This window comes from Mesorhizobium sp. C399B, from assembly GCF_030323185.1.
GTDB lineage: Bacteria > Pseudomonadota > Alphaproteobacteria > Rhizobiales > Rhizobiaceae > Mesorhizobium.
In genome coordinates this window covers 5485168-5507726 of record NZ_CP100472.1, presented here as the reverse complement: position 1 = coordinate 5507726, position 22559 = coordinate 5485168, and the positions used below count along the sequence as shown (strand labels likewise).

General features: G+C 62.8%; 26 protein-coding genes. 13 read left to right on the top strand and 13 right to left on the bottom strand.

What is annotated here, in order from left to right; genetic code table 11:
• Positions 1-2: 2 nt before the first annotated feature.
• A complete protein-coding gene (locus NLY36_RS26095) occupies positions 3-194 on the top strand; it encodes a hypothetical protein (RefSeq protein WP_023670171.1) in 192 nt (63 codons plus the stop codon).
• 42 nt (positions 195-236) lie between these two features.
• Here the strand turns inward: NLY36_RS26095 and NLY36_RS26090 are convergent, their stop codons facing one another.
• Positions 237-503, bottom strand: coding sequence for a DUF1488 family protein (locus NLY36_RS26090; RefSeq protein WP_023698579.1), 267 nt, complete (start codon positions 501-503; stop codon positions 237-239).
• Entirely contained in the window at positions 500-772 is a 273-nt protein-coding gene (locus NLY36_RS26085) for a hypothetical protein (protein WP_023698578.1), read from the bottom strand. The genes NLY36_RS26090 and NLY36_RS26085 overlap by 4 nt, the downstream gene beginning before the upstream one ends.
• Before the next feature lie 248 nt (positions 773-1020).
• Here NLY36_RS26085 and NLY36_RS26080 point away from each other — a divergent pair, with 248 nt between their 5' ends.
• The 3 genes from NLY36_RS26080 to NLY36_RS26070 all read left to right on the top strand — a co-directional run bounded on the left by NLY36_RS26080 (position 1021) and on the right by NLY36_RS26070 (position 3377).
• Positions 1021-1383: a co-chaperone GroES gene (locus NLY36_RS26080; RefSeq protein ID WP_023698577.1), complete on the top strand. Its 363-nt coding sequence runs from the start codon at positions 1021-1023 to the stop codon at positions 1381-1383.
• Between the two features lie 64 nt (positions 1384-1447).
• Positions 1448-3076: a chaperonin GroEL gene (groL, locus tag NLY36_RS26075; RefSeq protein WP_023684537.1), complete on the top strand. Its 1629-nt coding sequence runs from the start codon at positions 1448-1450 to the stop codon at positions 3074-3076.
• Positions 3077-3212: 136 nt separating this feature from the next.
• On the top strand, positions 3213-3377 hold the full coding sequence (locus NLY36_RS26070) for a hypothetical protein (RefSeq protein ID WP_023705441.1): 165 nt from the start codon (positions 3213-3215) through the stop codon (positions 3375-3377).
• Between the two features lie 12 nt (positions 3378-3389).
• Here the strand turns inward: NLY36_RS26070 and NLY36_RS26065 are convergent, their stop codons facing one another.
• Both NLY36_RS26065 and NLY36_RS26060 read right to left on the bottom strand, forming a co-directional pair.
• On the bottom strand, positions 3390-4943 hold the full coding sequence (locus NLY36_RS26065) for a trimethylamine methyltransferase family protein (protein WP_023735533.1): 1554 nt from the start codon (positions 4941-4943) through the stop codon (positions 3390-3392).
• On the bottom strand, positions 4933-5103 hold the full coding sequence (locus tag NLY36_RS26060) for a hypothetical protein (RefSeq protein WP_286462611.1): 171 nt from the start codon (positions 5101-5103) through the stop codon (positions 4933-4935). The genes NLY36_RS26065 and NLY36_RS26060 overlap by 11 nt, the downstream gene beginning before the upstream one ends.
• A gap of 253 nt (positions 5104-5356) precedes the next feature.
• Between NLY36_RS26060 and NLY36_RS26055 the strand changes: the two genes are divergently transcribed.
• From NLY36_RS26055 to NLY36_RS26040, 4 genes are all read left to right on the top strand, one after another.
• Positions 5357-7516 carry a transglycosylase domain-containing protein gene (locus tag NLY36_RS26055; RefSeq protein ID WP_023735534.1) on the top strand — a complete coding sequence of 720 codons (2160 nt, stop codon included), beginning with the start codon at positions 5357-5359 and terminating at the stop codon, positions 7514-7516.
• A 73-nt stretch (positions 7517-7589) separates the two neighbouring features.
• Entirely contained in the window at positions 7590-8174 is a 585-nt protein-coding gene (locus tag NLY36_RS26050) for a DUF1214 domain-containing protein (protein ID WP_023670163.1), read from the top strand.
• A complete protein-coding gene (locus tag NLY36_RS26045; protein WP_023735535.1) occupies positions 8167-8715 on the top strand; it encodes a DUF1254 domain-containing protein in 549 nt (182 codons plus the stop codon). Before NLY36_RS26050 ends, NLY36_RS26045 begins: the two co-directional genes overlap by 8 nt.
• Before the next feature lie 396 nt (positions 8716-9111).
• The gene (locus tag NLY36_RS26040) at positions 9112-10122 is read left to right on the top strand and encodes a DUF2336 domain-containing protein (protein ID WP_286461567.1); all 1011 of its coding nucleotides are present in this window, start codon (positions 9112-9114) and stop codon (positions 10120-10122) included.
• Here the strand turns inward: NLY36_RS26040 and NLY36_RS26035 are convergent.
• The 3 genes from NLY36_RS26035 to NLY36_RS26025 all read right to left on the bottom strand — a co-directional run bounded on the left by NLY36_RS26035 (position 10109) and on the right by NLY36_RS26025 (position 13041).
• Positions 10109-10456 (bottom strand): DUF1491 family protein, encoded by a 348-nt coding sequence (locus NLY36_RS26035; RefSeq protein ID WP_023698568.1) that lies wholly within the window; start codon positions 10454-10456, stop codon positions 10109-10111. The two genes, NLY36_RS26040 and NLY36_RS26035, sit on opposite strands and share 14 nt — an antisense overlap.
• Before the next feature lie 76 nt (positions 10457-10532).
• Positions 10533-11321 carry a peptidoglycan-binding domain-containing protein gene (locus NLY36_RS26030; RefSeq protein WP_023670159.1) on the bottom strand — a complete coding sequence of 263 codons (789 nt, stop codon included), beginning with the start codon at positions 11319-11321 and terminating at the stop codon, positions 10533-10535.
• Positions 11296-13041, bottom strand: coding sequence for an ATP-binding protein (locus NLY36_RS26025; protein ID WP_023735537.1), 1746 nt, complete (start codon positions 13039-13041; stop codon positions 11296-11298). The genes NLY36_RS26030 and NLY36_RS26025 overlap by 26 nt, the downstream gene beginning before the upstream one ends.
• Before the next feature lie 532 nt (positions 13042-13573).
• Here NLY36_RS26025 and NLY36_RS26020 point away from each other — a divergent pair.
• Entirely contained in the window at positions 13574-13942 is a 369-nt protein-coding gene (locus tag NLY36_RS26020) for a DUF5330 domain-containing protein (RefSeq protein ID WP_023684546.1), read from the top strand.
• Between the two features lie 116 nt (positions 13943-14058).
• Positions 14059-14487, top strand: a complete 429-nt coding sequence (locus NLY36_RS26015) for a SufE family protein (protein WP_023673679.1) — start codon at positions 14059-14061, stop codon at positions 14485-14487.
• A gap of 125 nt (positions 14488-14612) precedes the next feature.
• Here NLY36_RS26015 and NLY36_RS26010 read toward each other — a convergent pair whose 3' ends face one another.
• Both NLY36_RS26010 and NLY36_RS26005 read right to left on the bottom strand, forming a co-directional pair.
• Positions 14613-15038 carry a Ros/MucR family transcriptional regulator gene (locus NLY36_RS26010; RefSeq protein WP_023673680.1) on the bottom strand — a complete coding sequence of 142 codons (426 nt, stop codon included), beginning with the start codon at positions 15036-15038 and terminating at the stop codon, positions 14613-14615.
• 412 nt (positions 15039-15450) lie between these two features.
• A complete protein-coding gene (locus NLY36_RS26005) occupies positions 15451-15825 on the bottom strand; it encodes an SH3 domain-containing protein (protein WP_023687230.1) in 375 nt (124 codons plus the stop codon).
• A gap of 114 nt (positions 15826-15939) precedes the next feature.
• On the opposite strand from NLY36_RS26005, the gene NLY36_RS26000 reads away from it, so the two are divergent.
• The 3 genes from NLY36_RS26000 to NLY36_RS25990 all read left to right on the top strand — a co-directional run bounded on the left by NLY36_RS26000 (position 15940) and on the right by NLY36_RS25990 (position 19245).
• Positions 15940-18087, top strand: coding sequence for a S9 family peptidase (locus NLY36_RS26000; protein WP_023735538.1), 2148 nt, complete (start codon positions 15940-15942; stop codon positions 18085-18087).
• A complete protein-coding gene (locus NLY36_RS25995; RefSeq protein WP_023735539.1) occupies positions 18084-18710 on the top strand; it encodes a LysE family translocator in 627 nt (208 codons plus the stop codon). Before NLY36_RS26000 ends, NLY36_RS25995 begins: the two co-directional genes overlap by 4 nt.
• Before the next feature lie 145 nt (positions 18711-18855).
• Positions 18856-19245 (top strand): SET domain-containing protein, encoded by a 390-nt coding sequence (locus NLY36_RS25990; RefSeq protein ID WP_023673684.1) that lies wholly within the window; start codon positions 18856-18858, stop codon positions 19243-19245.
• Positions 19246-19265: 20 nt separating this feature from the next.
• Here the strand turns inward: NLY36_RS25990 and NLY36_RS25985 are convergent, their stop codons facing one another.
• From NLY36_RS25985 to NLY36_RS25970, 4 genes are all read right to left on the bottom strand, one after another.
• On the bottom strand, positions 19266-20216 hold the full coding sequence (locus NLY36_RS25985; protein WP_023735540.1) for a cytochrome c: 951 nt from the start codon (positions 20214-20216) through the stop codon (positions 19266-19268).
• A 9-nt stretch (positions 20217-20225) separates the two neighbouring features.
• Complete coding sequence (locus NLY36_RS25980; RefSeq protein WP_023684552.1) at positions 20226-20663, bottom strand: c-type cytochrome; 438 nt, start codon at positions 20661-20663, stop codon at positions 20226-20228.
• Positions 20664-20822: 159 nt separating this feature from the next.
• Positions 20823-21425 carry a superoxide dismutase gene (locus tag NLY36_RS25975; protein WP_023692794.1) on the bottom strand — a complete coding sequence of 201 codons (603 nt, stop codon included), beginning with the start codon at positions 21423-21425 and terminating at the stop codon, positions 20823-20825.
• 105 nt (positions 21426-21530) lie between these two features.
• Complete coding sequence (locus NLY36_RS25970) at positions 21531-22409, bottom strand: branched-chain amino acid aminotransferase (RefSeq protein WP_023673688.1); 879 nt, start codon at positions 22407-22409, stop codon at positions 21531-21533.
• Positions 22410-22559 lie beyond the last annotated feature (150 nt).

Here is a 22559-nt window from a genome sequence, read left to right as displayed (position 1 = left end):
ATATGGCAAACCGCTACGCGTTGCGCATGGACGAGCCCGAGAGCTGGACTATCTTCGACATCTTCACCGGCCAGCCTGTCGAGCTTAAGCAACAGGTAATGGTGGCCATGAATTTGCGGGATGCGGAAGCGATGGCCGACCGCCTGAACAGCCGGGACGTCAAGCGGCGGGCAAAAGCCGACCGCAAGTCCTGACGCACGCTGATCTCAGCCGCCCTGATGCAAGACGAACGCGCGCTAGCCGAAATCCGCGGCTGTGAGCACATAAATGCTCTTGCGGGTGCGGGCGTAGGCCTTGCTGGCAATGTCATGGATGGAGCTGGACGCGGTGTCGAAGGCCGCCAGATAGGTGGCTTCCGCGGTCGCCGTCCCTGATGGCACCTTCGAGAGGGCATCGGCTGCGACGGAGAAGGAAATCTGGAACATGCCGTCATGGCCGACAAAGCGGATGCGCTTGCCGGCCTCGTCATAGAAGCGACTTGGATTGGGGAATGTCAGGCTCATGACGTGCCCCCCTTCGGCGCGGCGGCGGCTTTCTTGACTGTCGCCACTGTCGCCCGCTTCTTCTTCGGTGTCGGGTTCAAGGCTTCCGCGACGCGGTCGGCCTCTTCCTTGGCCAGGCGCAATTCCCTGAGCCTTGCCGTCTTGATCTCCCTGGCCCTCGCTTCGGACATGTAGTCGGAGGTTGCCTTGTTGCGCTCGGCCGTCTTCTTCTGCTTGTCCATGAAGCGGGCTTCAGCTTTTTCCATGATGCTCTGATTGCCTTCGGCCATCGCCTAAATCTCTCCTCGTGCCTGAAATTGTGAAATCGAACTTACGATATAAATAGTCGCTTTGGCCTCGAAATTCAATTTTTCGAAATATCTAGGCGCCTCGCGACGTTTCGAACCCTGCAGACATCATAATACTTTTTAATATTTAATTTTGGCCACGAATAATTTTTGGCACTCCTATCTATCGAGTGCCAACACGCCTATAAGAACGGCGCGGTCGCCTATGCCGGCCCCAGAAAGAAGTTCTCATGAAGTTTCGGCCACTCCACGACCGCGTCGTCATCCGGCGCGCCGAAGGCGATGTCAAATCCAAGGGCGGCATCATCATTCCCGACAATGCCAAGGAAAAGCCGCAGGAAGGCGAAGTCATCGCCGTTGGGCCGGGCGCACGCGACGAAAACGGCGCGCTTGTCCCGCTCGACGTCAAGGCCGGCGACTTCATCCTGTTCGGCAAATGGTCGGGCACCGAGGTCAAGATCGACGGCGAGGACCTGCTGATCATGAAGGAAGCCGACATTATGGGCGTCATCGACAAGAGCGAGACGGCCGCTATCGGCAAGAGCGGGACGGTCGTCACCGAGAAAAGCGTCAAAGCCAAGAAGGCCGCCTGACCGGCCTGGCTTTGCCAGGCTCCGGCGAGCCGCTTGCTTCACCACACCAACGGGATTGAAAAAAATGTCTGCCAAGGAAATCAAATTCGCCACCGACGCGCGCGACCGCATGCTGCGCGGCGTCGAGATCCTCACCAATGCGGTGAAGGTCACGCTCGGCCCCAAGGGCCGCAACGTCATCATCGACAAGGCCTATGGCGCGCCGCGCATCACCAAGGACGGTGTGACGGTGGCCAAGGAAATCGAGCTTGCCGACAAGTTCGAGAACATGGGCGCGCAGATGGTGCGCGAAGTGGCTTCGAAGACCAACGACCTCGCCGGTGACGGCACCACCACCGCCACGGTGCTGGCCGCATCGATCCTGCGCGAAGGCGCCAAGCTGGTTGCCGCGGGCATGAACCCGATGGACCTCAAGCGTGGCATCGACCAGGCTGTCGCCGCCGTGGTCAAGGACATCAAGGCGAAGGCCAAGAAGGTCAAGTCGTCGGCCGAGATCGCGCAGGTCGGCACCATCGCCGCCAATGGCGATGCCAGCGTCGGCGCCATGATCGCCAAGGCGATGGACAAGGTCGGCAATGACGGCGTCATCACCGTCGAGGAGGCCAAGACCGCCGACACCGAACTCGACGTCGTCGAAGGCATGCAGTTCGACCGCGGCTATCTCTCACCCTATTTCGTCACCAATGCCGACAAGATGCGCGTCGAACTGGAAGAGCCTTACGTGCTCATCCACGAGAAGAAGCTCGGCAATCTGCAGGCGATGCTGCCGATCCTCGAAGCAGTGGTGCAGAGCGGCAGGCCGTTGCTGATCATCTCGGAAGACGTCGAAGGCGAAGCACTGGCGACGCTGGTCGTCAACAAGCTGCGCGGCGGCCTCAAGGTCGCGGCCGTCAAGGCGCCGGGCTTCGGCGATCGCCGCAAGGCGATGCTGGAAGACATCGCCGTGCTGACATCGGGCCAGATGATTTCCGAGGATCTCGGCATCAAGCTCGAAAACGTCACCATCGAGATGCTTGGCCGCGCCAAGCGCGTACTGATCGAGAAGGACACCACCACGATCATCGACGGCGCCGGCACCAAGGCGACCATCCAGGCGCGCATCGCGCAGATCAAGGGCCAGATCGAGGAGACCACGTCCGACTACGACAAGGAGAAGTTGCAGGAGCGGCTGGCCAAGCTCGCCGGCGGCGTCGCCGTGATCCGCGTCGGCGGCGTCACCGAGTCTGAAGTGAAGGAAAAGAAGGACCGCATCGACGACGCGCTGAATGCGACGCGCGCGGCGGTGGAAGAAGGCATCGTGCCCGGCGGTGGCGTGGCGCTTCTGCGCGCCAGATCGGCGCTGGCCGGGCTGACTGGCGCCAATGACGATGTGACGGCAGGCATTTCGATCGTGCTCAGGGCACTCGAAGCGCCGATCCGCCAGATCGCCGAGAATTCCGGTGTCGAAGGCTCGATCGTCGTCGGCAGGCTGTCCGACAGCAAGGACCACAATCAGGGCTTTGATGCCCAGAACGAGGTCTATGTCGACATGATCAAGGCGGGCATCGTCGATCCGGCGAAAGTGGTGCGCACCGCACTGCAGGATGCCGGCTCGATTGCAGCGCTTCTGATCACCGCCGAAGCGATGATCACCGACGTTCCGGCCAAGGATGCGGCGCCTGCGGGCGGCGGTGGCGGCATGGGCGGCTACTGACCATCGCCCGAAAATTGCCCGCCTGGGAATCTGGGCGGGCATAAATCAGAACAGGCTGCCGGGGACATTTCCCCGGCGAGCCAGGAATTTCCGTCAGTCAGTCAAGACCAGTCAGCAACGACAGGGAGATCGACAGATGATCACATTTGCCCCGAAGCCAAACGCTGTATCCGCGACCAAGCCGGCGGAGGAGAGCCGCTTCGATCGCATCCGCCGGATTGCCGCCGACAAGCACAGGCAGGCCGATGCCGGGCCGATTCGCCGCGAGCCGTCGAAGACCGGCGACAAGCGGCCGATGTGACGGCTGCCAACCTCACGACATCGGCAACGCTCCGCCCTCTTCGGTGCGGCGGGCAATGAACTCGTCGAGCACATCGGATGTGGCAACGGCCGACGCCGGCGGCTGGAAGTCGGCCAGCGTCCGCTTCCAGATGCCGGTGGCGCGCTCGGTGGCCGACTTCGAACCGGACTGCGTCCAGCTGCCGAAATTCGACCAGTCGGCGACCAGCGGCTCGTAGAAGGCGGTGCGGTAGCGCGTCATGGTGTGGCCGGCGGCGAAGAAATGCCCGCCCGGCTGGACTTCGGCGATCGCCTCGAAGCCGATCGAATCCTTGTCGCCGGGGGTCGTAGCACAGAGTTCGGCAACCGTCTGCAATGCCTCGATATCGGTGATCAGCTTCTCGTAGGAGACGCTGAGGCCACCCTCCAGCCAGCCCGCGGCATGGATGCAGACGGTGGCGCCGGCAAGCACCGAGCCCCACAGCGCGAACTGCGTCTCGTGCGCCGCCTGCACATCGGAAATGTTGGCCGCACTGCCGCCGCCGGACCGCCAAGGCAGGCCGGTGAAGCGGGCCAACTGACCGGCGCCCAGCGTCGCCTTGACGTGCTCGGGCGTGCCGAAGGCCGGTGCGCCGGACTTCATGTCGACATTGGAGGAGAAGGATCCGTAAACCACCGGTGCGCCCGGCCGCACCATCTGCGCCAGCGCGAGACCAGCCAGCGCCTCGGCATGCTGCAGCGTCAATGCGCCGGCGACGGTGATCGGCGCCATGGCGCCGGCCAGGCAGAAGGGCGTGATGATGGACACCTGGCCGGCCTTGGCGAAGTCGATGATGCCTTGCGCCATCGGGATATCGAGCTGGCGCGGCGAATTGGTGTTGATGACGGTATAGCAATGGACGCCGGCCAGGAACTCGTCCTGCGAGAGGCCGCGCGCCAACCGGATCATCTCGAACCCGTCCTCGACCTGCGGCGTGCCACGGGCGAAGACGAAGGGAAACTTGTCCGACAGGGTCAGCTGCGCACGGTTGACGGCATAGTGGCGCAAACGGTTGTCGACATCCTGAGGCTCGATCCAGGGGCCGAGCATATGCAGCACGTCGAAATTCTGAACAAGCTTGGTCAGTTCTTCGAAAGCGGCGAGCGTGCCCGGACGCCGTCCGCGTTCGAGATCGGTGACGTTGGGCGCCCCGGCTCCGGCGAGGAACGTCATCGAGCCGAGCTCCAGCATGAGATCGCGGCTACGGTTGCCCGCCAGCGCCCGGATGGATTTCGGCGCCGAGGCCAGTGCCGCAGTGACAATATCGCGGCCGATGCGCACCATCCGGCTGTCCTCGTCGACCAGCGCACCGGCTTTGGCGTAGATCGCCCGTGCCTCCGGCAGCAGCACCTTGATGCCGAGCTCTTCCAGCACGCGCAACGCCGTGCCGTGGATGGCCGCGACCTGGTCGTCCGAAAACACCGGCTGCGGCAGGAACGGGTTCTTGAGCGAGCGATAGTTCGGGTGGCGGCTTGGCCCGCTGCCGGCCTCACCGGTGTGCCCGCGCCGGCGCTCGCGCCTGGTCTCCCTTATGATGTCATCGACCATGGCCAAAACTCCTCATTGCCGCATCGCCTGCCCTCGGGGTCGTATGGGAAGGCCGGAATAATTCGCGCCGGCCGCTCGACGCCGACAATGTGCACCGAAGCGCGGTCCCCTCCCCGGCGAATTCGTCGCCCAGCAACGTCAGCGCGACGCTTTTGCCTATTGTGTAGCCATAGCCGGCTGAGGCGACGAAGCCGACGCGCCGGCCCTTGTGCTAGACTGGCTCGAAGCCACTGGCGTCGGCATCGACGGCGTCGACCTCCAGCGTCACGATCCGGGCGGCGCTCAACAAACCGTGCGGTGTGGCCTGGCTGCCCTTGTGAGCCGGGCTGAAATGGATGAATAGTCTTGGCCGGGTATGCCCGCCCTGAAATTGCCCGCTTGCGGTTCTCAGGTGGGTTGGGTGAGTTTCGGGAATGGCCAGTCCTTTAGAACGACGTCCAAGACGAAGAGGTCCGATCGCCGCCGCATTGCTGGCGGTGGACGCGTGGATCGATTCCTCGCTCTACGAAATCGGCTTCAAGGCCGGCCAGTTCTGGGAATCGGCAACCATTTTTTCGCGGCGCTTCCGAGTCACCGGCTGGCGACGCGGCATCATCGAGGTGCTGAGCGAAGGTTTTACGATGGGCGCCGGCGGCGTCGTCGTGCTGCTCGCACTCGCGATGCCGGCCTTCCAGATCACCACCGGCGACTGGCGCAGTCAGGGCGATTTCGCCGTCACCTTCCTCGACCGCTACGGCAACGAGATTGGCCAGCGCGGCATCATCCAGCGCGATTCCGTGCCTGTCGACGAGATGCCGGACCATGTCATCAAAGCGGTGCTGGCGACCGAGGACCGGCGCTTCTTCGAGCACTACGGCATCGACGTGCTCGGCCTGTCGCGCGCCATCTTCGAGAATGTGCGGGCCAATTCCGTCGTCCAGGGCGGCTCCAGCATCACCCAGCAGCTGGCCAAGAACCTGTTCCTGTCGAATGAGCGTACCTTCCAGCGCAAGATCAAGGAAGCCTTCCTGTCGCTGTGGCTGGAGGCCAATCTGTCGAAGAAGGAGATCCTGCAGCTCTATCTCGACCGCGCCTATATGGGCGGCGGCACGTTCGGCATCGAGGCGGCGGCGGATTTCTATTTCGGCAAGAGCGTCAAGGATCTGAACCTCGCCGAGGCGGCGATGCTGGCCGGCCTGTTCAAGGCGCCGACCAAATACGCCCCGCACATCAACCTGCCCGCCGCCCGTGCTCGCGCCAATGTGGTGCTGTCGAACCTCGTCGATTCCGGTTTCATGACCGAAGGCCAGGTGCTGCAGGCAAGGCTGCATCCGGCCGAGATCGTCGACCGCGGCGAGCAGAAGAGCCCGGACTATTACCTCGACTGGGCCTTCGATGAGGTCAAGAAGATCGCCAAGCCCGGCCAGCATTCGCTGGTCGCCCACACCACTTTCGACGCCAACATCCAGAAAGCGGCGGAGGAATCCGTCGAATTCCATCTCCGCCAGTTCGGCAAGGAATACAACGTCACCGAGGGCGCCGTTGTAGTGATCGAGACCAATGGCGCGGTGCGGGCCATTGTCGGCGGCCGCGACTATGGCGCAAGCCAGTTCAACCGCGCCACCAAGGCGCTGCGCCAGACCGGCTCCTCGTTCAAACCTTACGTCTACGCCACCGCCATGGAGCACGGGTTCACCCCGGACTCCGTCATCTCAGGCGGGCCGATCAGCTGGGGCGGCTGGTCACCGCACAATTACAATGGCGGCTCGGCCGGCAATGTGACGCTGATCACGGCGATCGCCAAATCGATCAACACCGTGCCGGTACGGCTGGCCAAGGACTATCTCGGCATCGGCCCGATCAAGGCGATGGCCGAATCATTCGGCGTGGAATCGCCGCTGGAGTCGCACAAGACCATGGTGCTCGGCACATCGGGCATGACGGTCATGGACCAGGCGACGGGCTACAGTGTGTTCGCGCAGAACGGCTTCGCCGGCTCGCGGCACGGCATCACCCAGCTCGTCACCCGCACCGGCGATGTCGTCTACGACTTTGCCAAGGATGCGCCGGCGCCGCATCGGGTTCTGTCGGAACAGGCTCTGAAATACATGAACACCATGCTGGCTGCGGTGCCGGCGATCGGCACCGCGCGGCGCGCGCAGCTGCCCAACATCGTCGTCGCCGGCAAGACGGGGACGACGCAATCCTACCGCGACGCCTGGTTCGTCGGCTTCACCGGCAATTACACCGCTGCCGTCTGGCTCGGCAATGACGACTTCACCCCGACCCGCAACATGACCGGAGGCACGCTGCCGGCGATGGTGTGGCAGCGGCTGATGGTCTACGCGCACCAGAATATCGACCTGAAGCCGATCCCCGGCCTCGACAAGCCCTTCGTCGACGAAGAGATCGCGGCCAAAGCCGAGGAAGCGGAGAAGAAAAACGCCGATCAGGCAGCCGCCGATGCCGCGGCCGAGCGCCCGGCGGTGCTGTCCAGCCGCACGACACAGACGCTGCGCGAGATGACCAAGGTGTTCCAGGCCGCGCCCGTGCTCGGCTCGCCGCAGACACCGGAGACCCTGTCGGCGCTTTGATTCCACAGCGCTGCTTGCTCTGTGGCCTGCCCCGCTATATCCCCGAACGATAATTCTCTCGTCCCGGTTCTTCATGCTCAAGACCGCCTTTTTCACGCTGCTTTCGCTTGCCATAGCCATCGGCCTCGGCGGCGGCAGCGTCTGGTATGCGCTGCAGGCGCAGAGCGGCGTCGGCGCGATCAGCATCGGCCAATGGACCGCCTTCCCCGAGATCGGCACGCAAGATGCCGACCCCTATTCGAAGGCGCGCGTGGCGCGCGAGGGCGTGCTGGCGCTCGGCAAGGCGGAAGGCTTGTCCTTCATCGCCGAACGCGATGCGGCCGGCGATGAGCTTCAGCGGCAATGCGACTACAGGATCGAAGGCAGTTTCCCGACCGCCCGGTTCTGGACGCTCTATGCCGCGGATCAATCGCTCGGCGTGGTCGACACCGGCAAGCCGAGGCTGGCGGCGCTGCAATCCTACCAGGTGCTGCGTCAGCCCGACAATTCGGTGATCATCGCCGTCGGCAACCGTCCGGCCCCCGGCAACTGGCTTCTGACCGAAGGTTTTGGCCGGATGTACTTCGTGCTCACCTTCTACGACACGCCGATTGCCTCAAGCACCGGCCTTTCCGACGTGTCGCTGCCCCGGATCGTCAAGGCTGGCTGCAATGCGTAGGTTGCTGCACGCCATCCTGCTCGGCCTGCTCGGCGCCGGCATCGTCCACATCGTGGTGCTTTTGCTGGTGCCGGAATTTACCGAGCGCGATGCCTGGTCACGGCTGGCGATGGCGTCCGACCTCTACAAGATGACCAGGCTGGATGCCGAGGCGGGCGGCGCGCCGGTGGTGAAGTCGGTAGATCCGCTGTTTTACGCCGCCGCCTGCCGCTTCGACCTTGCCGAAGGCGTGGTGCGGATCAAGGCGCCGGGCAGCGTGCCGTTCTGGTCGGTGTCGGTCTATGACCGCAACGGCCACAATTTCTATTCATTCAACGACCGCACGGCGACCGGCAACAAGCTGGACACCGTGGTGCTGACGCCGGCACAGATGATCGACGTGCGCAGGGAGCTTCCCGAAGACCTGCAAGGGGCGATCTTCGTCGAGGCGCCGATCGAGGAAGGCATCTTCGTCATCCGCGCCTTCGTGCCTGACGACAGCTGGAAGCCAGTTGTGTCGCAGTTCCTGGACCAGAGCTCCTGCGAACTGCAGGACTACTGACCTCACCCCGACGACCAGCAAATTCAGTGGTGCGGAACAGGCGTCCGTGGTGTGCCCGGCTGGTCCGCCGGTCGCGCCTGGCCCGCCAATGGCGGATGCTCGTAGCGGACGCCGGGAAAAATGATCACCGCCGCCGGCGTACCGGTGTCCTGAACTGCTCGATTGACTGGTGCCGATCGCGGCACGAAAGACAGTACCATGCCCATGGTTCGCGTATTCCTCTCGGTTGCCCCGGAGCACAACGCAACGCCTCCAAATGTGATTAAGGCCGGCAGAGGGTTAACGGAGCGCTAACGGATCGCGGCTAATTTGATGTTTGTTCCAGGCCTAGCGCGAAACCGACACAGTTGCGGTTGAGCATGGTCCGGGTTGTGTCGAGTGTCAGGCGTATCTTCCGTGTCAGCTTCGGATTTCAGGCAAATCGCCATACGGACGGAATCGGGAAAAGCCGAAAGGCTGTTTCGCGCCGCCGTGTCGGCGTTCTGCTCGCTGACCCGCCCGTCGCGCCGCGAGATCGCCCAGCTCGAGGATCTGACGCTGCCGCTGTTCGACAGCGTGCCGGTCGAATCGCGCCGCTATGTCGCCGCTGCCCTGTCCGAATGCGAATATGCGCCGGCCGCCCTGGTGCGGCGGCTTTGCGAGGAGCCGGTCGATGTCTGCGCGCCCTTGCTCGTCCGTTCGCGGGCGCTGGGCGACATCGACCTGATCGCGTTGATCGGCCGCCACGGCCTGCCGCATGCGCGCGCCATTGCCCGCCGCAAGGATTTGAACCCGGCCATCGCGCAGTTGATCAAGGCGCTGGAAAAGCCGACCCTGGTGCGCGTGCGGCAGCCCGAGCCGATCGCCGACGTGGCGGGTGCCGACGCCGAAGCCGCTGCCGCCGCTCCCAGCGCACCAAAACTGCCCGGCAGCGCCGCCGAAACCGCCAGGCGCCGCCTGCGCTCGATGATGCTCGCCGAGGGCGAGGCGACATCGGTCAATCCCTTCGTCGGCTTAGCAACTTACAGCAAGCTGCGCGAGACGGCGCTGACCGGCAACGCCGCCTTCTTCCAGACCGCGCTTGCCGACGCGCTCGACATCGACTTCTCCACGGCGCGGTCGCTGACCGAGCATTCGAGCTATGTCTCGTTGCTCGCCGCGCTGCGGGCGCTCGACCTCAGCGAGGACAGGGCATTTCTGATCGTGGTCGCGGTTTACCCCCGGGAGTTTCCGCACCCGCAGGCGATCCGCATCTTCCTCGACCGCTACCGGCTGCTGCACCACGAGGCGGCGCTCGACAAGGTACGCGGCTGGAAGGCCGAAACATTGTCGCGAGCGGTGCGCGGCAACACTCCTGTCGCCGCGAATGGCGACCAAGCGCCGGACGTCGACAAAGCCAGCCTAGGGGCCAGCCTCAAGGCGTCTTGACGGAGAGAAGCTCCTCGACGGAAACCGTTCCGGCCTCGATCTCGACCACCCAGATGTCGGGATCGAATTTTTTCTCCCGCTCAAGCCTGGCGTCAAGCGCGGCGGCATCGTCGCCGGCGCCGAGCAGCGTGAAAAAGCGATCATCCGGTTTGTCCGAATCGTAGCTCGTCTGCGGCGCCGGGCCGAACAGGGAGACGTCGCCCAGCCTGCCGCGGGAGAGCACGAAGACAGCGCCGGCCTCGGTCGCGCCGCGCTTGACGACGGCCGCAAAGCCGCCGGCGCCGAAAACACGGCGCAGCAGGGCCGACACCCAAAACTCGGTGGTTACGCGCATGACGAAGCTCCGGAGGACATGCGCGGCGTCTTAGCCGGATTTTCGGCTGTCCGCGAGCGGTCGTCTTGACCACCACTCAATTGGTCAGGCCGATCTCGCGCATCTTGACGTAGACGACCTCGTCGGGCTCGCCCGTTTCCGGCAGGCCGAACAGCGACTGGAATTCCTTGATCGCCGCCTTGGTGCGGGCGCCGACGACGCCGTCGAGTTGCATGTCGTCATTGCCGAATGCCTTCAGGCCGGCCTGGATCTTGACGATGCGGGCATCGGGCGCTTGGGCGGATACCGGCGCGGAAACCGGGATGGGCGCAGGCGCGGCCTCGGGCGCGGCAACTCGAGCGGCGGCCATATCCACGGGCCTCGGCACAGGATGCGGGATGCCAGCTGTTGTCTGCTTGGCGCCGAGCTGGTCGAGCAGGACGGCGTCGATCTCACCGGAGGCCGGCAGGCCAACTTTCTGCTGGTATGCCTGGATCGCCTTTTGGGTATTCGGCCCGGAAATGCCGTCGACCGTTCCCGTGTAGAAATCGAGATCCTTCAGGATGCCCTGGACCTGCTCGACGGTCGGATCGCTTTTGACCGGAGCCGGGCCGGGCCGCAGGATGTTGATGGTGGTTTCGGGTTCGTCCGCGCCGGGGTGCGGAAAACCCTCGATGCTGCGGGTGGCGAAGAAGGCGCCGGCATGCGGAAACGGCTGGTACCACAGCGCGTTGGCGGAAACGTAGAACAGCGTCACCAGGAAGGCGGTCGAGCCGCCGACCAGGACCGGATTGCGCGAGATCGCGCCGCCGAGCGCAATCGCGCCGGCCTCGAACGCGCCGCTGCGGCGCTTGACCGCCTTAGGCTGTTTTGCGGAGCGAGCCATTCCTGTCCCCTTTCGCGTCGCCTTTCGTCCTGGTCGCGGGCATCGGCAGCACGCCGTTCCTCTCGGTCGCGCTCCTCTTCGGCCCGTTCACCGGCAGGCTGATCGTGACCGTCGTCCCCTCGCCCGGCATGCTTTCGATCGACATCGTGCCGTCGTGCAGCGCCACCAGGCCCTTGACCAGCGACAGGCCGAGCCCGGTGCCCTCGAAGCGGCGCGTATAGTCGTTCTGGATCTGCATGAACGGCTTGCCGAGATTGACAAAATCTTCCTCGGCGATGCCGATGCCGGTGTCCCTGACCCAGAAATGCAGCCGCGAGCCGATCCGCTTGGCGCCGACGACGACATTGCCGCCATCGGGCGTGAACTTGACCGCATTGGAGACGAGGTTGATCAGGATCTGCTGCACGGCACGACGGTCGGCATTGATCTCCCCGGCGTCCGGCGCAATCTGCGCCTGGAGACCGATGTTCTTGGCATTCGCCTGCAGCTGCATCATCGACTGGCACATCTCGACCGCTTCGATGAATCGGAACGGTTCGGGCTCGGTCGCGTAGGCGCCTGCCTCGATCCTCGAGACATCAAGGATGGAGGTGACGACGGCAAGCAGATGCTGGCCCGACTGCTTCACCAGGCCGACATACTCCTTCTGGCGCGGGTCCTTGAAGCCGCCGAACATCTCATGCAGCAGCATGTCGGAAAAACCGATGATGGCGTTGAGCGGCGTCCGAAGCTCATGGCTGACGACCGCCAGGAAGCGGCCCTTCGCCACCTCGGCCGACGCTGCGGCCTCAGTGGCGGCAGCAAGCTCGTCGCGCAATTCGGCAGTCTCGTCGTTCTCGCGCAGCAGCAGAGTGAAGGTCTCCTGCTGCTCTTCGGCGCGCATCAGTTCGAGCTGAAATGGCCGGTAATTGTCGGCCGTCGAGGCGCTGCCGTCCTGCGGCAGCCTAACCCGAAGATCGAGCCGGCGCGCCAGGGCGCCATCGCGCATGTCGGCAAGCGCGCTGAGATAAGCAACGCGATCGGACAGGTGGATGCGGTCGAACATGCCGGCGCCGAAAAGCAGTTCCGGCGGCAGCTTCAGGATGGTGCGCGCCTTGGCCGAGGCATCCAGGACCTCGCCATGCCGGGCGACATGCAGGACAACGGCGTCGATCATATCTTCAAGGCGGTCGTTTGGAAGGAGCGCGGGCTGCGCGCGTGCGGCATCGCCGAGGGCTGCGAGCCGGGGAACCAGCGTCAGGCCCCAGGCGAGCGGCAGCAGCCAGTGCCACGCCGCGACTTGCGCCCCTCCGAGCGGGACGACAGAGCCGACAAAGGGCTGCAGCAGCATTGCGGCCAAGGTTGAGAGGCCGCCCCAAAGTGCCGCGCGCTTTGAACCGCCGATCCACCAGGCCTCGAATGGCAGTGCCAGGGCCAGCAGCGCAACCGGCGACGCCAGGCCGCCTGCTGCCGCGACGGCGCCGGCAAGGGCAAGACCGCCGGCGGCAAGGGCAACCTGGGCTGCCAGCGTCATCTTGCCCGACGCCGCCACCAGCAAGGCGGCGAACCAGCAAAGACCGAAGGCGGCGAAAATGGTTGCGACGGTGACGGCGGCGCCCATGCCCGAGGTGACCAGTGTCACCGCCGCACCGGCGGCGAAGAACGGAGCGGCAAGCATGATGCCGATGAACCGGCGCTGGCGCAGGCGATCGCCCTGGCCGATGATGGCCGGATGGACCATGCGTTCGCAACCGGCCGCCAGCGCGCCAGGCAGTTCAATATATCTGGCAGTTGTCAAACTCAACGCACTCGCACCCGGTCGTGACTGCCCCTGCTTTGCAGGTCGCTTTTGCTTGTTTGAAACTCGCATCCAGCGTTTAAGGAATGAATAAGGCTGACCGGAACAACGAGCGCGCTGCGGCAAAAATTGGAGCGCCGGCACCGGAATGCACCGCCATTTGTAGCCATAGTAAACGGAGCGTTATGTGCAAAGGGCGTGCCCGTGGCTGCGAAACCCTGAGCCGGCATGCCTGCTCTTCTGAAGATATCCATGCGCAACAATCGCTTAGATGGTTACTGCAAGGTTAAGAAAATTGCCGGCATTTGAGGCTAATGCACTGCAAAACGCCTCGCTTCGAATTTGCCTAAAATTTGAGGAAAATTTTCGCTGAGCAAGAAAGCCGTCCTTTGCGCCTCATGTGCCATTGTCGCTGATATAAAGAGGTCATTGCGCATGGACGCATGATCCGGTCATTGGACGAGAGGGCAGATCGATGGGCTTTTTGATAAGAATGGCGTTCTGGTTTTCGCTGGTGTTGCTGGCGCTGCCGCTGACCGTCGGCCCCGACGAGGATGGCCGCGAAAGCGTCGGGCCGTTCCAGGCGCTTTTTGCGGCGCGCGAAGCGGTCGGCGACATCGCCGGCATTTGCGAGCGTAAGCCGGACGTCTGCGAAACCGGCAAGTCGGCGATGCATACGATCAGCGCCCGGGCCAAGGAAACCGCCAAGATCGCCGCCGCCATGCTGGACGACAAGAGCGCCGAGACCTCGCCCGATACATCGCTGGCCACCGGCAGCGTCGCCAAGGACATCGTGCTGCCGGCGACAGTCAACATACCTGCCAAGCTGGTGGCGAAGAACTAAACACCGTTTCAGCTGTATCTACAGCGACACCGCAGGCCGGTCGGACCTCTCGATGCCTGCGGTGCTTTTCTTCTTTTTCCGTGACGCCGCAGCCGCGGATGACTATATCCCGAGCAATGGCCACGACGATCCAGACGATCCGCGACGACTTCTCCCTGCTCGACGAGTGGGAAGACCGCTATCGCTATGTCATCGAGCTCGGCGAAGCGCTGCCGCCATTTCCCGACGCCGAACGCAACGCCGCCAACAAGGTGCCGGGCTGCGTCAGCCAGGTCTGGCTGACCACGAGCCGAGCGCCGGGCGCCGATCCGGTCATCACCTTCACAGGCGATTCAGACGCTCATATCGTGCGCGGTCTGGTCGCCATCATGCTGGCGCTGTTTTCGGGACGGACTGCCAGCCAGATCCTTGAAACGGACGCAGAGGCGACGCTGAGGTCGCTTGGCCTCGACGAACATCTGTCGCCGCAGCGGGCCAATGGCCTGCGCTCGATGGTCAAGCGCGTCAAGCGGGACGCCGAGATGGCTCTCAAGCAGACTGCTTGATTGCTCTATCTTCTCTTCTTTCGACGCAATTCCAAGGGAAAGCGCTCGGCAGTTTTCCTGGAATTGTTCTAGAAACAAAAACGGCGCCGTAAGGGGCGCCGTTGATCTTGTCCATTGGAGCGGTGTTACCGCCCCTTGCGCTTGCGGCCGAGGCCCATCTTCTTGGCCAGCTGCGAACGGGCAGCGGCATAGTTGGGGGCAACCATCGGATAGCTGGCGTCGAGATTCCACTTCTCGCGGTATTCATCGGGCGTCAGACCGTAATGGGTCATCAGGTGGCGCTTCAGCGACTTGAACTTCTTGCCATCTTCAAGGCAGACGATGTAATCGTCATGAACAGAGCGCTTCGGGTTTACCGCAGGCTTCTGCTTGTCGGCCGGAGGCTGTTCGCTTGCTCCGCCCACGCGCCCGAGAGCGGCATGGACATCAGCGATAAGGTTCGGCAGTTCGCCGACCGGCACGGGATTGTTGCTGACATAGGCTGCCACCACATCGGCGGTCAGCTCGATCAGCGCATCGCTATTTCTGGAAGGTGTTTCGACGATATCCATGGTTTAGGCCCCAACGAAGGATGTTTCTGTTTGCGCCCTTTTTGGAAGATCGGGCATGGCGCGAATTTCACGCGGGAAGAGCTTCATGGATTCGCGTCCGGGCATCTTAATGAGCCCACAGACAAAGTAAGTCAATTCGCATCTTGCGCTATATTCAACGATATTCATCGAATAGTCGCTCTTCAGCTTCAATCTTTCGTGCACTCTGTAACTTCGCGATATTTTCTGGTCGGACCAGGACTAGCATGACGTAAGGTCACGCCATCGCTAAATCAGCAGGGACTCATAAAGTGGGCAGCGATGCTTGGTCTATGCTTCAAGGTTTGGGCAGCTGATTGTCGGATTCGTACCAAACCGCAAGTTGCAAAGCGTTGGCGAAACCCGCCGAAGAAGATATTTGGTCTGACCGGATTCAATACGGCGTGAGGTATTTTCCATAGACCCAGCCACTAACAAAAGCACCATTTTGCGCCGGGTCGTGCCAAACTTGACACCATTGATAGCGAATTGCCTGTTTCTGTTTCCAGTGCGGCTGGCCGGCGATCTCCAGAAGATTCAAGCCGCTGGTGCACTTGCCGGTCATCTGCAGGATCGTCCCGTTGGGATAGGCGGCCTGCTTCTGCGAGGTGCCGGACGGATATTTGCGAACGTTGAGCGTGTCGCCGAACGGCACGCCAGCCACTTGCCAAGCGGCGAACGCGGTTGCATGAGACTGGCCGGTGAAAGCCAGAACGGTCGAAGCGACGACGGCGAGAGCCGCAGCGGTGTTGATATGGAAATTCATCATCCTCTCCTTTTGGCTCATCTCCCGAGCCCGCCGCAACCAATACATCCCGGCCCTTGAACCCGCGCTGATCGGCGTGTTCATTTGCCATTCAAGTAATTTCTTCAGTGAGACGCAATGACCAAGACCTCAGCTTTTCCGACCGCCAGCCCGCCGAGCCCCGAGAAACACCCCGTCTTCGACACGCATCACGGCATTACCCGCACAGATGACTATGCCTGGCTGAGGGCCGAGAACTGGCAGGCGATGTTCAGGGACCCTTCCCTGCTTGAGGGCCGCATCCGCGCCCATCTCGAAGCCGAAAACGCCTATCAAGCAGTGCTTATGGCCGATACGCTAGAGCTTCGGAAGCAGCTGTTCGGCGAGATGAAGGGGCGCATCAAGGAAGATGATTCGACGGTGCCGATGAAGGATGGCCCCTATGCTTACGGCTCATCCTTCAAGCTTGGCGGCGAACAGCCCCGCTATTTCCGCATGCCGCGCGATGGCGGCGATGAGCAGATCCTGCTCGATGGCGACGCGGAAGCCGAGGGCAAGCCCTATTTCCGCCTCGGCGGCGTCGACCATTCGGCCGATCACCGCAAGCTGTTGTGGGCGTTCGACGACAAGGGCTCTGAATTCTTCACACTTCGCGTGCGCGATCTCACCAGCGGCAAGGAACTGAGCGACCAGATCGAGGCCACCAGTGGTGGCGGCGTCTGGAATGCCGCCGATGACGGCTTCTTCTACACAAGGCTCGACGACAATCATCGCCCGTCCAAGGTGCTGTTCCACGCGCTCGGCGGCAGCCCCCTTAATGACCGGCTGATTTATGAGGAAACCGATCCCGGCTTCTTCATGGATGTCGGCGGCACGCGCTCCAACGAATGGATCATGATCGGGATCAACGATCACGAAACCTCGGAATATCACCTGATGCGCGCCGATGAGCCTTTCGCCGAGCCAAAGCTGGTGGCAAAGCGCGAGACCGGCCTGCAATATGATCTGGAAGAAGGCGGCGACATCTTCTTCATCCTCACCAATGCCGACGGCGCCAAGGACTTCAAGATCATGACGGCGCCGGCTGATGACCCGGTTCGCGCCAACTGGGAAGAGCTGGTGGCGCACGAGCCAGGCCGGCTGATCCTGTCGGTGGTCGGCTTCAGGGATCATATGGTCAGGCTCGAACGCAAGGAAGGGCTGCCGCGCATCGTCGTGCGCGATCGCCGCAGCGGCGAGGAGCATCTGATCTCGTTCGACGAAGAGGCGTTCTCGCTCGGCCTGTCGGGGTCCTATGAATACGACACCGAGATCATGCGCTTCACCTATTCGTCGATGACGACCCCGGCGCAGGTCTTCGACTACAATATGCGCAGCCGCGAGCGTGTGCTGCTGAAGACCCAGGAAGTGCCGTCCGGTCACAATCCGGATCATTATGTCACGCGCCGGCTGATGGCGCCGGCCGCCGATGGCGAACTGGTGCCGGTCTCGCTGCTGCACCACCGCGACACGCCGCTCGATGGCTCCGCACCGTGCCTGCTTTACGGCTACGGCTCTTACGGCATTGCCATTCCGGCGGCGTTCAACACCAACTGGTTCTCGCTGGTCGACCGTGGCTTTGTCTTTGCCATCGCCCATGTCCGCGGCGGCAAGGACAAGGGCTATGGCTGGTATGACGACGGCAAGCGGGCGCACAAGATGAACACGTTCACCGATTTCATCGCCGTCGCGAAGCATCTCGTCGCCGAGCGTTACACCCAACACGACCGCATCGTCGCGCAAGGCGGCTCGGCCGGCGGCATGCTGATGGGTGCGATCGCCAACATGGCGCCGCAAAATTTCGGCGCCATCGTTGCCGAGGTCCCCTTTGTCGACGTGCTGACCACGATGCTCGACGCAAGCTTGCCGCTGACGCCGCCGGAGTGGCCGGAATGGGGCAACCCGATCGCGTCGGCGGAAGATTACCAAACGATCGCCGCCTACTCACCCTATGACAATGTCGCCGATCACGACTACCCGCCGATCCTGGCGCTGGCCGGCCTCACCGATCCGCGCGTCACCTATTGGGAGCCGGCTAAATGGGTGGCGCGGCTGCGCGAGCGCAAGAGCGGCGACAATCCGGTGCTGTTCAAGATCAACATGGATTCCGGCCATGCCGGCGCGTCGGGCCGGTTCTCCAGGCTGGAGGAGATCGCCTATACCTACTCCTTCGCGCTCAAGGTTACGGCCAAGCCCGAACCCGAGGTTACGGGCAAGGCTGAGAATGCAACGGAGGCGTCGCAATGATCGATCTATCCACCTTGACGGCTTACATAGCGGTTGTGCTTGGCTTTGTGTTTATTCCAGGCCCAGCCACGCTGTTGACGGTCGCGCGAGCGACGAGTTCCGGAACCAGGGTTGGCGTCGCGACGGGCGCGGGCGTCGCGGCTGGCGATGTGTTCCATACCATCATGGCGATGGTCGGCATTTCGGCGATCATCGCCACTTCGGCAACGCTGTTCAGCGTCGTAAAATACATCGGCGCGGCGTATCTCGTTTACCTCGGCATCCGCGCGATCATCGAGAGAATACCGGCCGACCCTACTGCCGGCGCACTCGCGATCTCCGCCAGCAAGGCGTTTCGTCAAGCTGTCCTGACCGAAGTGCTTAACCCAAAGACGGCGCTTTTCTTCCTCGCCTTCCTGCCCCAGTTCGTGCGGCCTGAAAACGGATCGGTGATGCTCCAGCTGATGACGCTGGGCATAGTCTTTGTTCTGCTCGGCCTTTTCAGCACAGTCGTCTTTGCCGTGAGTGCGGGCCGGCTGGGCACGTTCCTGCGCCGCAATCCGTCGGTGGTGAAATGGCAAGGCAAGGTGGTTGGCGGCATCTACTGCGCGTTAGGCGTCCGTCTGGCCTTGCAGCAGCGCTGATGTCGATGCGAAAGGCGCGCCCGTCGAGGCGCGCCGGTCGTCACTTTTTGAATTCCGGGCTGCTCATTTTCACTCGCATTTGCAATGGCTGCGCGCTACCCATGCGCGCCACCTTCCAGACCATGACATACGCAAAGGGGCCACTATGTTGCTCGTCGACACCTATCTCGAGAAATCACCGATCCAGGGCATCGGGGTTTTCGCCAGGAACCACATTGCCAAGGGCACGCTGGTCTGGAAGCTCGACCCCAGATTCGACCGGATCATCGACGTCGAGACCTATGAAGGCGAGAGCGGCCCGGTGAAGAACTATCTCGACCGTTATTCCTATCCAGACCGCCGGGATCCGAACTACATCGTCTTCGAAGCCGACGACGCCCGCTACATGAACCATGACGACGAACCGAATTGCGACGTCTCCTCGCCCGAGGAAACCTATGCCTTGCGCGACATCGCACCCGGCGAGGAACTGACCTGCAATTACAGCCATTTCTTCGAGACGGGCTTCGACTTCCTCGGCGATCGCCACCTGTAGATCGCCACCTGTAGCCGGGATCACTTGGCCGGCTTGCTGCGCACCGGGTAGCCGTTGGGATGCGGCGGCACCGCCTTGAGATAGGCGGCTATTGCCGCGCGATCTTCCGGCGGCAGTTCGGCCATGTTGCGCTGCACGTCGACCATGGCGCCGCCGACCGAATCGAAATCAGGGGTAAAACCGGTTTCGAGATAGTTGGCGATGTCGGCTTCCGACCAGTCACCGAGCCCGCCTTCGCCCGATGTGATGTTCGGCACGATGCCGCTGCCTTCGGCGGCCGCCGCGCCAGCCAGCCACTGGCTCTTCCTGGTGCCGCCGGTGACATCGCGCGGCGTGTGGCATTCGCCGCAATGGCCGGGCCCCTCGACCAGATAGCGGCCGGCGGGTACCGGATCAGGCGTGCCATCGGCAAAGGCAATCACCGGCTCTTTGCTGAGATAGAGCCGCTTCCACAGGCCGAGGCCGCGGCGGATGTTGAAGGGGAAAGTCAGGGAATTGTCGGGCGCCTTGCCGGCGACCGCCGGCAGCGCCTTCAGGAACGCATAGAGATCGGCAATATCAGCCGGCTTCATGCGGGCGTAGGACGCGTAGGGAAAGGCCGGATAGAAATGCTCGCCCGACGGCGACACGCCCTTCAGCATGGCGTTGGCAAGGTCCTCGACCGTCCAGGCGCCGATGCCGTCCTTGGGATCCTGCGAGATGTTGGGCGGCACGAAGGTGCCGAACGGCGTCTTGAGCTCGAGGCCGCCGACCAGTTGCAAACGGGCGTCGCCTTGCGAGCCCGGCTTGGCGTGACAGGAGGTGCAGCCGCCGGCATTGAAAATGCGCTTGCCCCTGGCGGCGTCGCCGGGGCCGAGCTGCGCCAGGGTGTCAGTGTCGAGCTTGACCGGCGCCGACAACAGCCAGCCGGCGCCGGCACCGACGACGCCCAGGACAAGGGCGGCGCCGACAAATTTTTTCCACAAGGGCATTGCCCGGGATCAGCTCTTCTTCACCCGATAGGTCTTGTGGCAGGTGCCGCAATCACTGCCGAGCGTATCGATCTGCGCCTTCAGTGCATCGACATCGGCGGGTGCGGCGGCGACTGCGGCCTTGACGTCGGCGAGGTACTTGTCTTCGGTCGATTTGAAGCCCGCCATGTCTTTCCAGATTTTGGGCGAGGCGGTGGTATCACCGCTGTCGCTGCCGGCCGGGAACAGCGTGTCGACATCGAACTTTTCCGCGTTGACCTGCAGCGCCTGCAGCGCCGTCAACACGGCGGCGGCATCGAAGTCCGCTTCGCCCTTGGCGATCTTCGACAGGCCGCCGACAATCTTGCCGCGTTCCTTCATCAGTCCCTGTCGGTCGAGGATCGGGTCGGCAAAAGCGGCCGAGGCGGCAAGGCTGAGCATAGAGATGGCGATAACAAGCTTTCTCATTCAATTGGCTCCAGGACGATGAGGGGTCGCGACCTAACGTTAACGGAGGGCGGGCCGGGATTATTCCCTGTCCGCCGACCGGATTCTGCCGAATTTTGTGTGCCTGCTGCTTCAGCTGAGAAAGAAAAGCCCCGGAGTACCGGGGCTTCTCTGGGTCGATCAGGCTTTCGCCTCTTCGTACATTTCAAGGACATGGTCCCAGTCGATGAGGCTGTCGACGAAGGCCTCGAGATATTTCGGCCGCGCGTTGCGGTAGTCGATGTAATAGGAATGTTCCCAGACATCGACGCCGAGGATCGGCGATGCGCCATGGACGAGCGGGTTCTCACCATTCGGTGTCTTGGAGATCGCCAGCTTGCCGTCGTTGACCGAGACCCAGGCCCAGCCCGAGCCGAACTGCGTGATGCCGGCGGCGATGAAGTCGGCCTTGAACTTGTCGTAGCCGCCGAGGTCGGCGTCGAAAGCCTTCTGCAGGGCGCCCGGAAGCTTGTTGCCGCCGCCGCCCTTCTTCATCCACTTCCAGAAATGGATGTGGTTGTAGTGCTGGGCTGCGTTGTTGAAGAGGCCGGCATTCTTGCCGAACGACTGTTTGACCACCTCTTCGACCGACAGATCGCCGAGGCCCGCTTCGGCGGCCAGCTTGTTGCCGTTGTCGACATAGGCCTTGTGGTGCTTGTCGTGGTGATACTCCAGCGTCTCCTTCGACATGTAAGGCTGCAAGGCCTCGTAGTCGTAGGGCAAGGCGGGCAATTCAAAAGCCATCGGTCATACTCCTCATGGAAAAATCCGGTGCGGATACCGGATTAAGATAGGGCTGCATTGATCTGGAACAACTCCGGAATGAAGCGCCAATTGCCTTTTAGCGGCTCAACCGGCGGAAGTCGAATGCGCCCATTCCCAATAAAGGTCGCGCGCTTTCTTGGCCACCGGCCCGGGCTGCAGATCGCGGTCCTCGATGCGGGTGATCGGCACGACCTTGGAATGATTTCCGGTCGAAAAGATCTCATCGGCTTCGAGAAAGTCGCGCACCGACAGCATCTTCTCCGTGGTCTTGAAGCCGTAATCGCCAAGCAGCGTCATGGTGCGCGAGCGGGTGATGCCGGACAGGAAGGTGCCGTTGGGCGCCGGCGTCAACACGTGGCTGTCCTTGACCAGGAAGATGTTCGAGGTTCCGGTCTCGGCGACATTGCCCAGCATGTCCAGCACCAGCGCATTGTCGAAGCCGCGTCCCTTCGCTTCGAGGATGGCGCGGCCATTGTTGGGATAGAGGCAGCCGGCCTTGGCATTGGTCGGCATGGTCTCGATGGTCGGCCGCCGGAACGGCGACACGGTGATCGAAAAGCCGGTCGGCGAGATCATCGGCGATTCGTAGAGGCAGAGGCAGAAACGGGTCGAGGCCGGATCGGCCGGCACGCCCATGTAGCCGCCATGCTCGGCCCAGTACATCGGCCTGATGTAGACCGCTGTCTTGCCGTCGAACTTCTTCAGCCCGTCCCAGGTCAGTCCAACAATCTCATCGGCGCTCATCGACGGCGCGAGGCCGAGCGCGGTCGCCGATGCGTTCACCCTAGCGGCATGCAGCTCGAGATCGGGGGCGACGCCTTCGAACCAGCGGGCGCCGTCGAAGACGCTGGTGCCGAGCCACATGGCGTGGCTGCGCGGACCCAGAATGGCGACGTTGCCTTCGTACCAGTCGCCGTCGACGAAGGTCCATGTCGCCGATAGCGCCGCAGTCGCCAGTGTCATTGTTCGGTTCCGCTTCAAAGCTGCCTGTGCCAAGCATTGGAAGATGCTTTGACCGGCGCCGTCAACCGGCATGGAGCGGTTTTTGTTGAGGCCAGAGCGCCCCAAGAAAGCGATCAAGACTACAATCGATGCTTGCACCTTGCGCCGCCT

Bases quoted from the DNA above. Each gene is read 5' to 3' on its own strand.
- NLY36_RS25970 (WP_023673688.1), bottom strand. From the start codon at position 22,409: ATGACACTGGCGACTGCGGCGCTATCGGCGACATGGACCTTCGTCGAC.
- NLY36_RS26035 (WP_023698568.1), bottom strand. From the start codon at position 10,456: ATGCGCGTAACCACCGAGTTTTGGGTGTCGGCCCTGCTGCGCCGTGTT.
- NLY36_RS26090 (WP_023698579.1), bottom strand. From the start codon at position 503: ATGAGCCTGACATTCCCCAATCCAAGTCGCTTCTATGACGAGGCCGGC.
- NLY36_RS25975 (WP_023692794.1), bottom strand. From the start codon at position 21,425: ATGGCTTTTGAATTGCCCGCCTTGCCCTACGACTACGAGGCCTTGCAG.
- NLY36_RS26095 (WP_023670171.1), top strand. From the start codon at position 3: ATGGCAAACCGCTACGCGTTGCGCATGGACGAGCCCGAGAGCTGGACT.
- NLY36_RS26055 (WP_023735534.1), top strand. From the start codon at position 5,357: ATGGCCAGTCCTTTAGAACGACGTCCAAGACGAAGAGGTCCGATCGCC.
- NLY36_RS26010 (WP_023673680.1), bottom strand. From the start codon at position 15,038: ATGGATATCGTCGAAACACCTTCCAGAAATAGCGATGCGCTGATCGAG.
- NLY36_RS26050 (WP_023670163.1), top strand. From the start codon at position 7,590: ATGCTCAAGACCGCCTTTTTCACGCTGCTTTCGCTTGCCATAGCCATC.
- NLY36_RS26020 (WP_023684546.1), top strand. From the start codon at position 13,574: ATGGGCTTTTTGATAAGAATGGCGTTCTGGTTTTCGCTGGTGTTGCTG.
- NLY36_RS26000 (WP_023735538.1), top strand. From the start codon at position 15,940: ATGACCAAGACCTCAGCTTTTCCGACCGCCAGCCCGCCGAGCCCCGAG.
- NLY36_RS26045 (WP_023735535.1), top strand. From the start codon at position 8,167: ATGCGTAGGTTGCTGCACGCCATCCTGCTCGGCCTGCTCGGCGCCGGC.
- NLY36_RS26030 (WP_023670159.1), bottom strand. From the start codon at position 11,321: ATGGCTCGCTCCGCAAAACAGCCTAAGGCGGTCAAGCGCCGCAGCGGC.
- NLY36_RS25990 (WP_023673684.1), top strand. From the start codon at position 18,856: ATGTTGCTCGTCGACACCTATCTCGAGAAATCACCGATCCAGGGCATC.
- NLY36_RS25980 (WP_023684552.1), bottom strand. From the start codon at position 20,663: ATGAGAAAGCTTGTTATCGCCATCTCTATGCTCAGCCTTGCCGCCTCG.
- NLY36_RS26065 (WP_023735533.1), bottom strand. From the start codon at position 4,943: ATGGTCGATGACATCATAAGGGAGACCAGGCGCGAGCGCCGGCGCGGG.
- NLY36_RS26015 (WP_023673679.1), top strand. From the start codon at position 14,059: ATGGCCACGACGATCCAGACGATCCGCGACGACTTCTCCCTGCTCGAC.
- NLY36_RS26070 (WP_023705441.1), top strand. From the start codon at position 3,213: ATGATCACATTTGCCCCGAAGCCAAACGCTGTATCCGCGACCAAGCCG.
- groL (WP_023684537.1), top strand. From the start codon at position 1,448: ATGTCTGCCAAGGAAATCAAATTCGCCACCGACGCGCGCGACCGCATG.
- NLY36_RS26005 (WP_023687230.1), bottom strand. From the start codon at position 15,825: ATGATGAATTTCCATATCAACACCGCTGCGGCTCTCGCCGTCGTCGCT.
- NLY36_RS26025 (WP_023735537.1), bottom strand. From the start codon at position 13,041: ATGGTCCATCCGGCCATCATCGGCCAGGGCGATCGCCTGCGCCAGCGC.
- NLY36_RS25985 (WP_023735540.1), bottom strand. From the start codon at position 20,216: ATGCCCTTGTGGAAAAAATTTGTCGGCGCCGCCCTTGTCCTGGGCGTC.
- NLY36_RS25995 (WP_023735539.1), top strand. From the start codon at position 18,084: ATGATCGATCTATCCACCTTGACGGCTTACATAGCGGTTGTGCTTGGC.
- NLY36_RS26080 (WP_023698577.1), top strand. From the start codon at position 1,021: ATGAAGTTTCGGCCACTCCACGACCGCGTCGTCATCCGGCGCGCCGAA.
- NLY36_RS26085 (WP_023698578.1), bottom strand. From the start codon at position 772: ATGGCCGAAGGCAATCAGAGCATCATGGAAAAAGCTGAAGCCCGCTTC.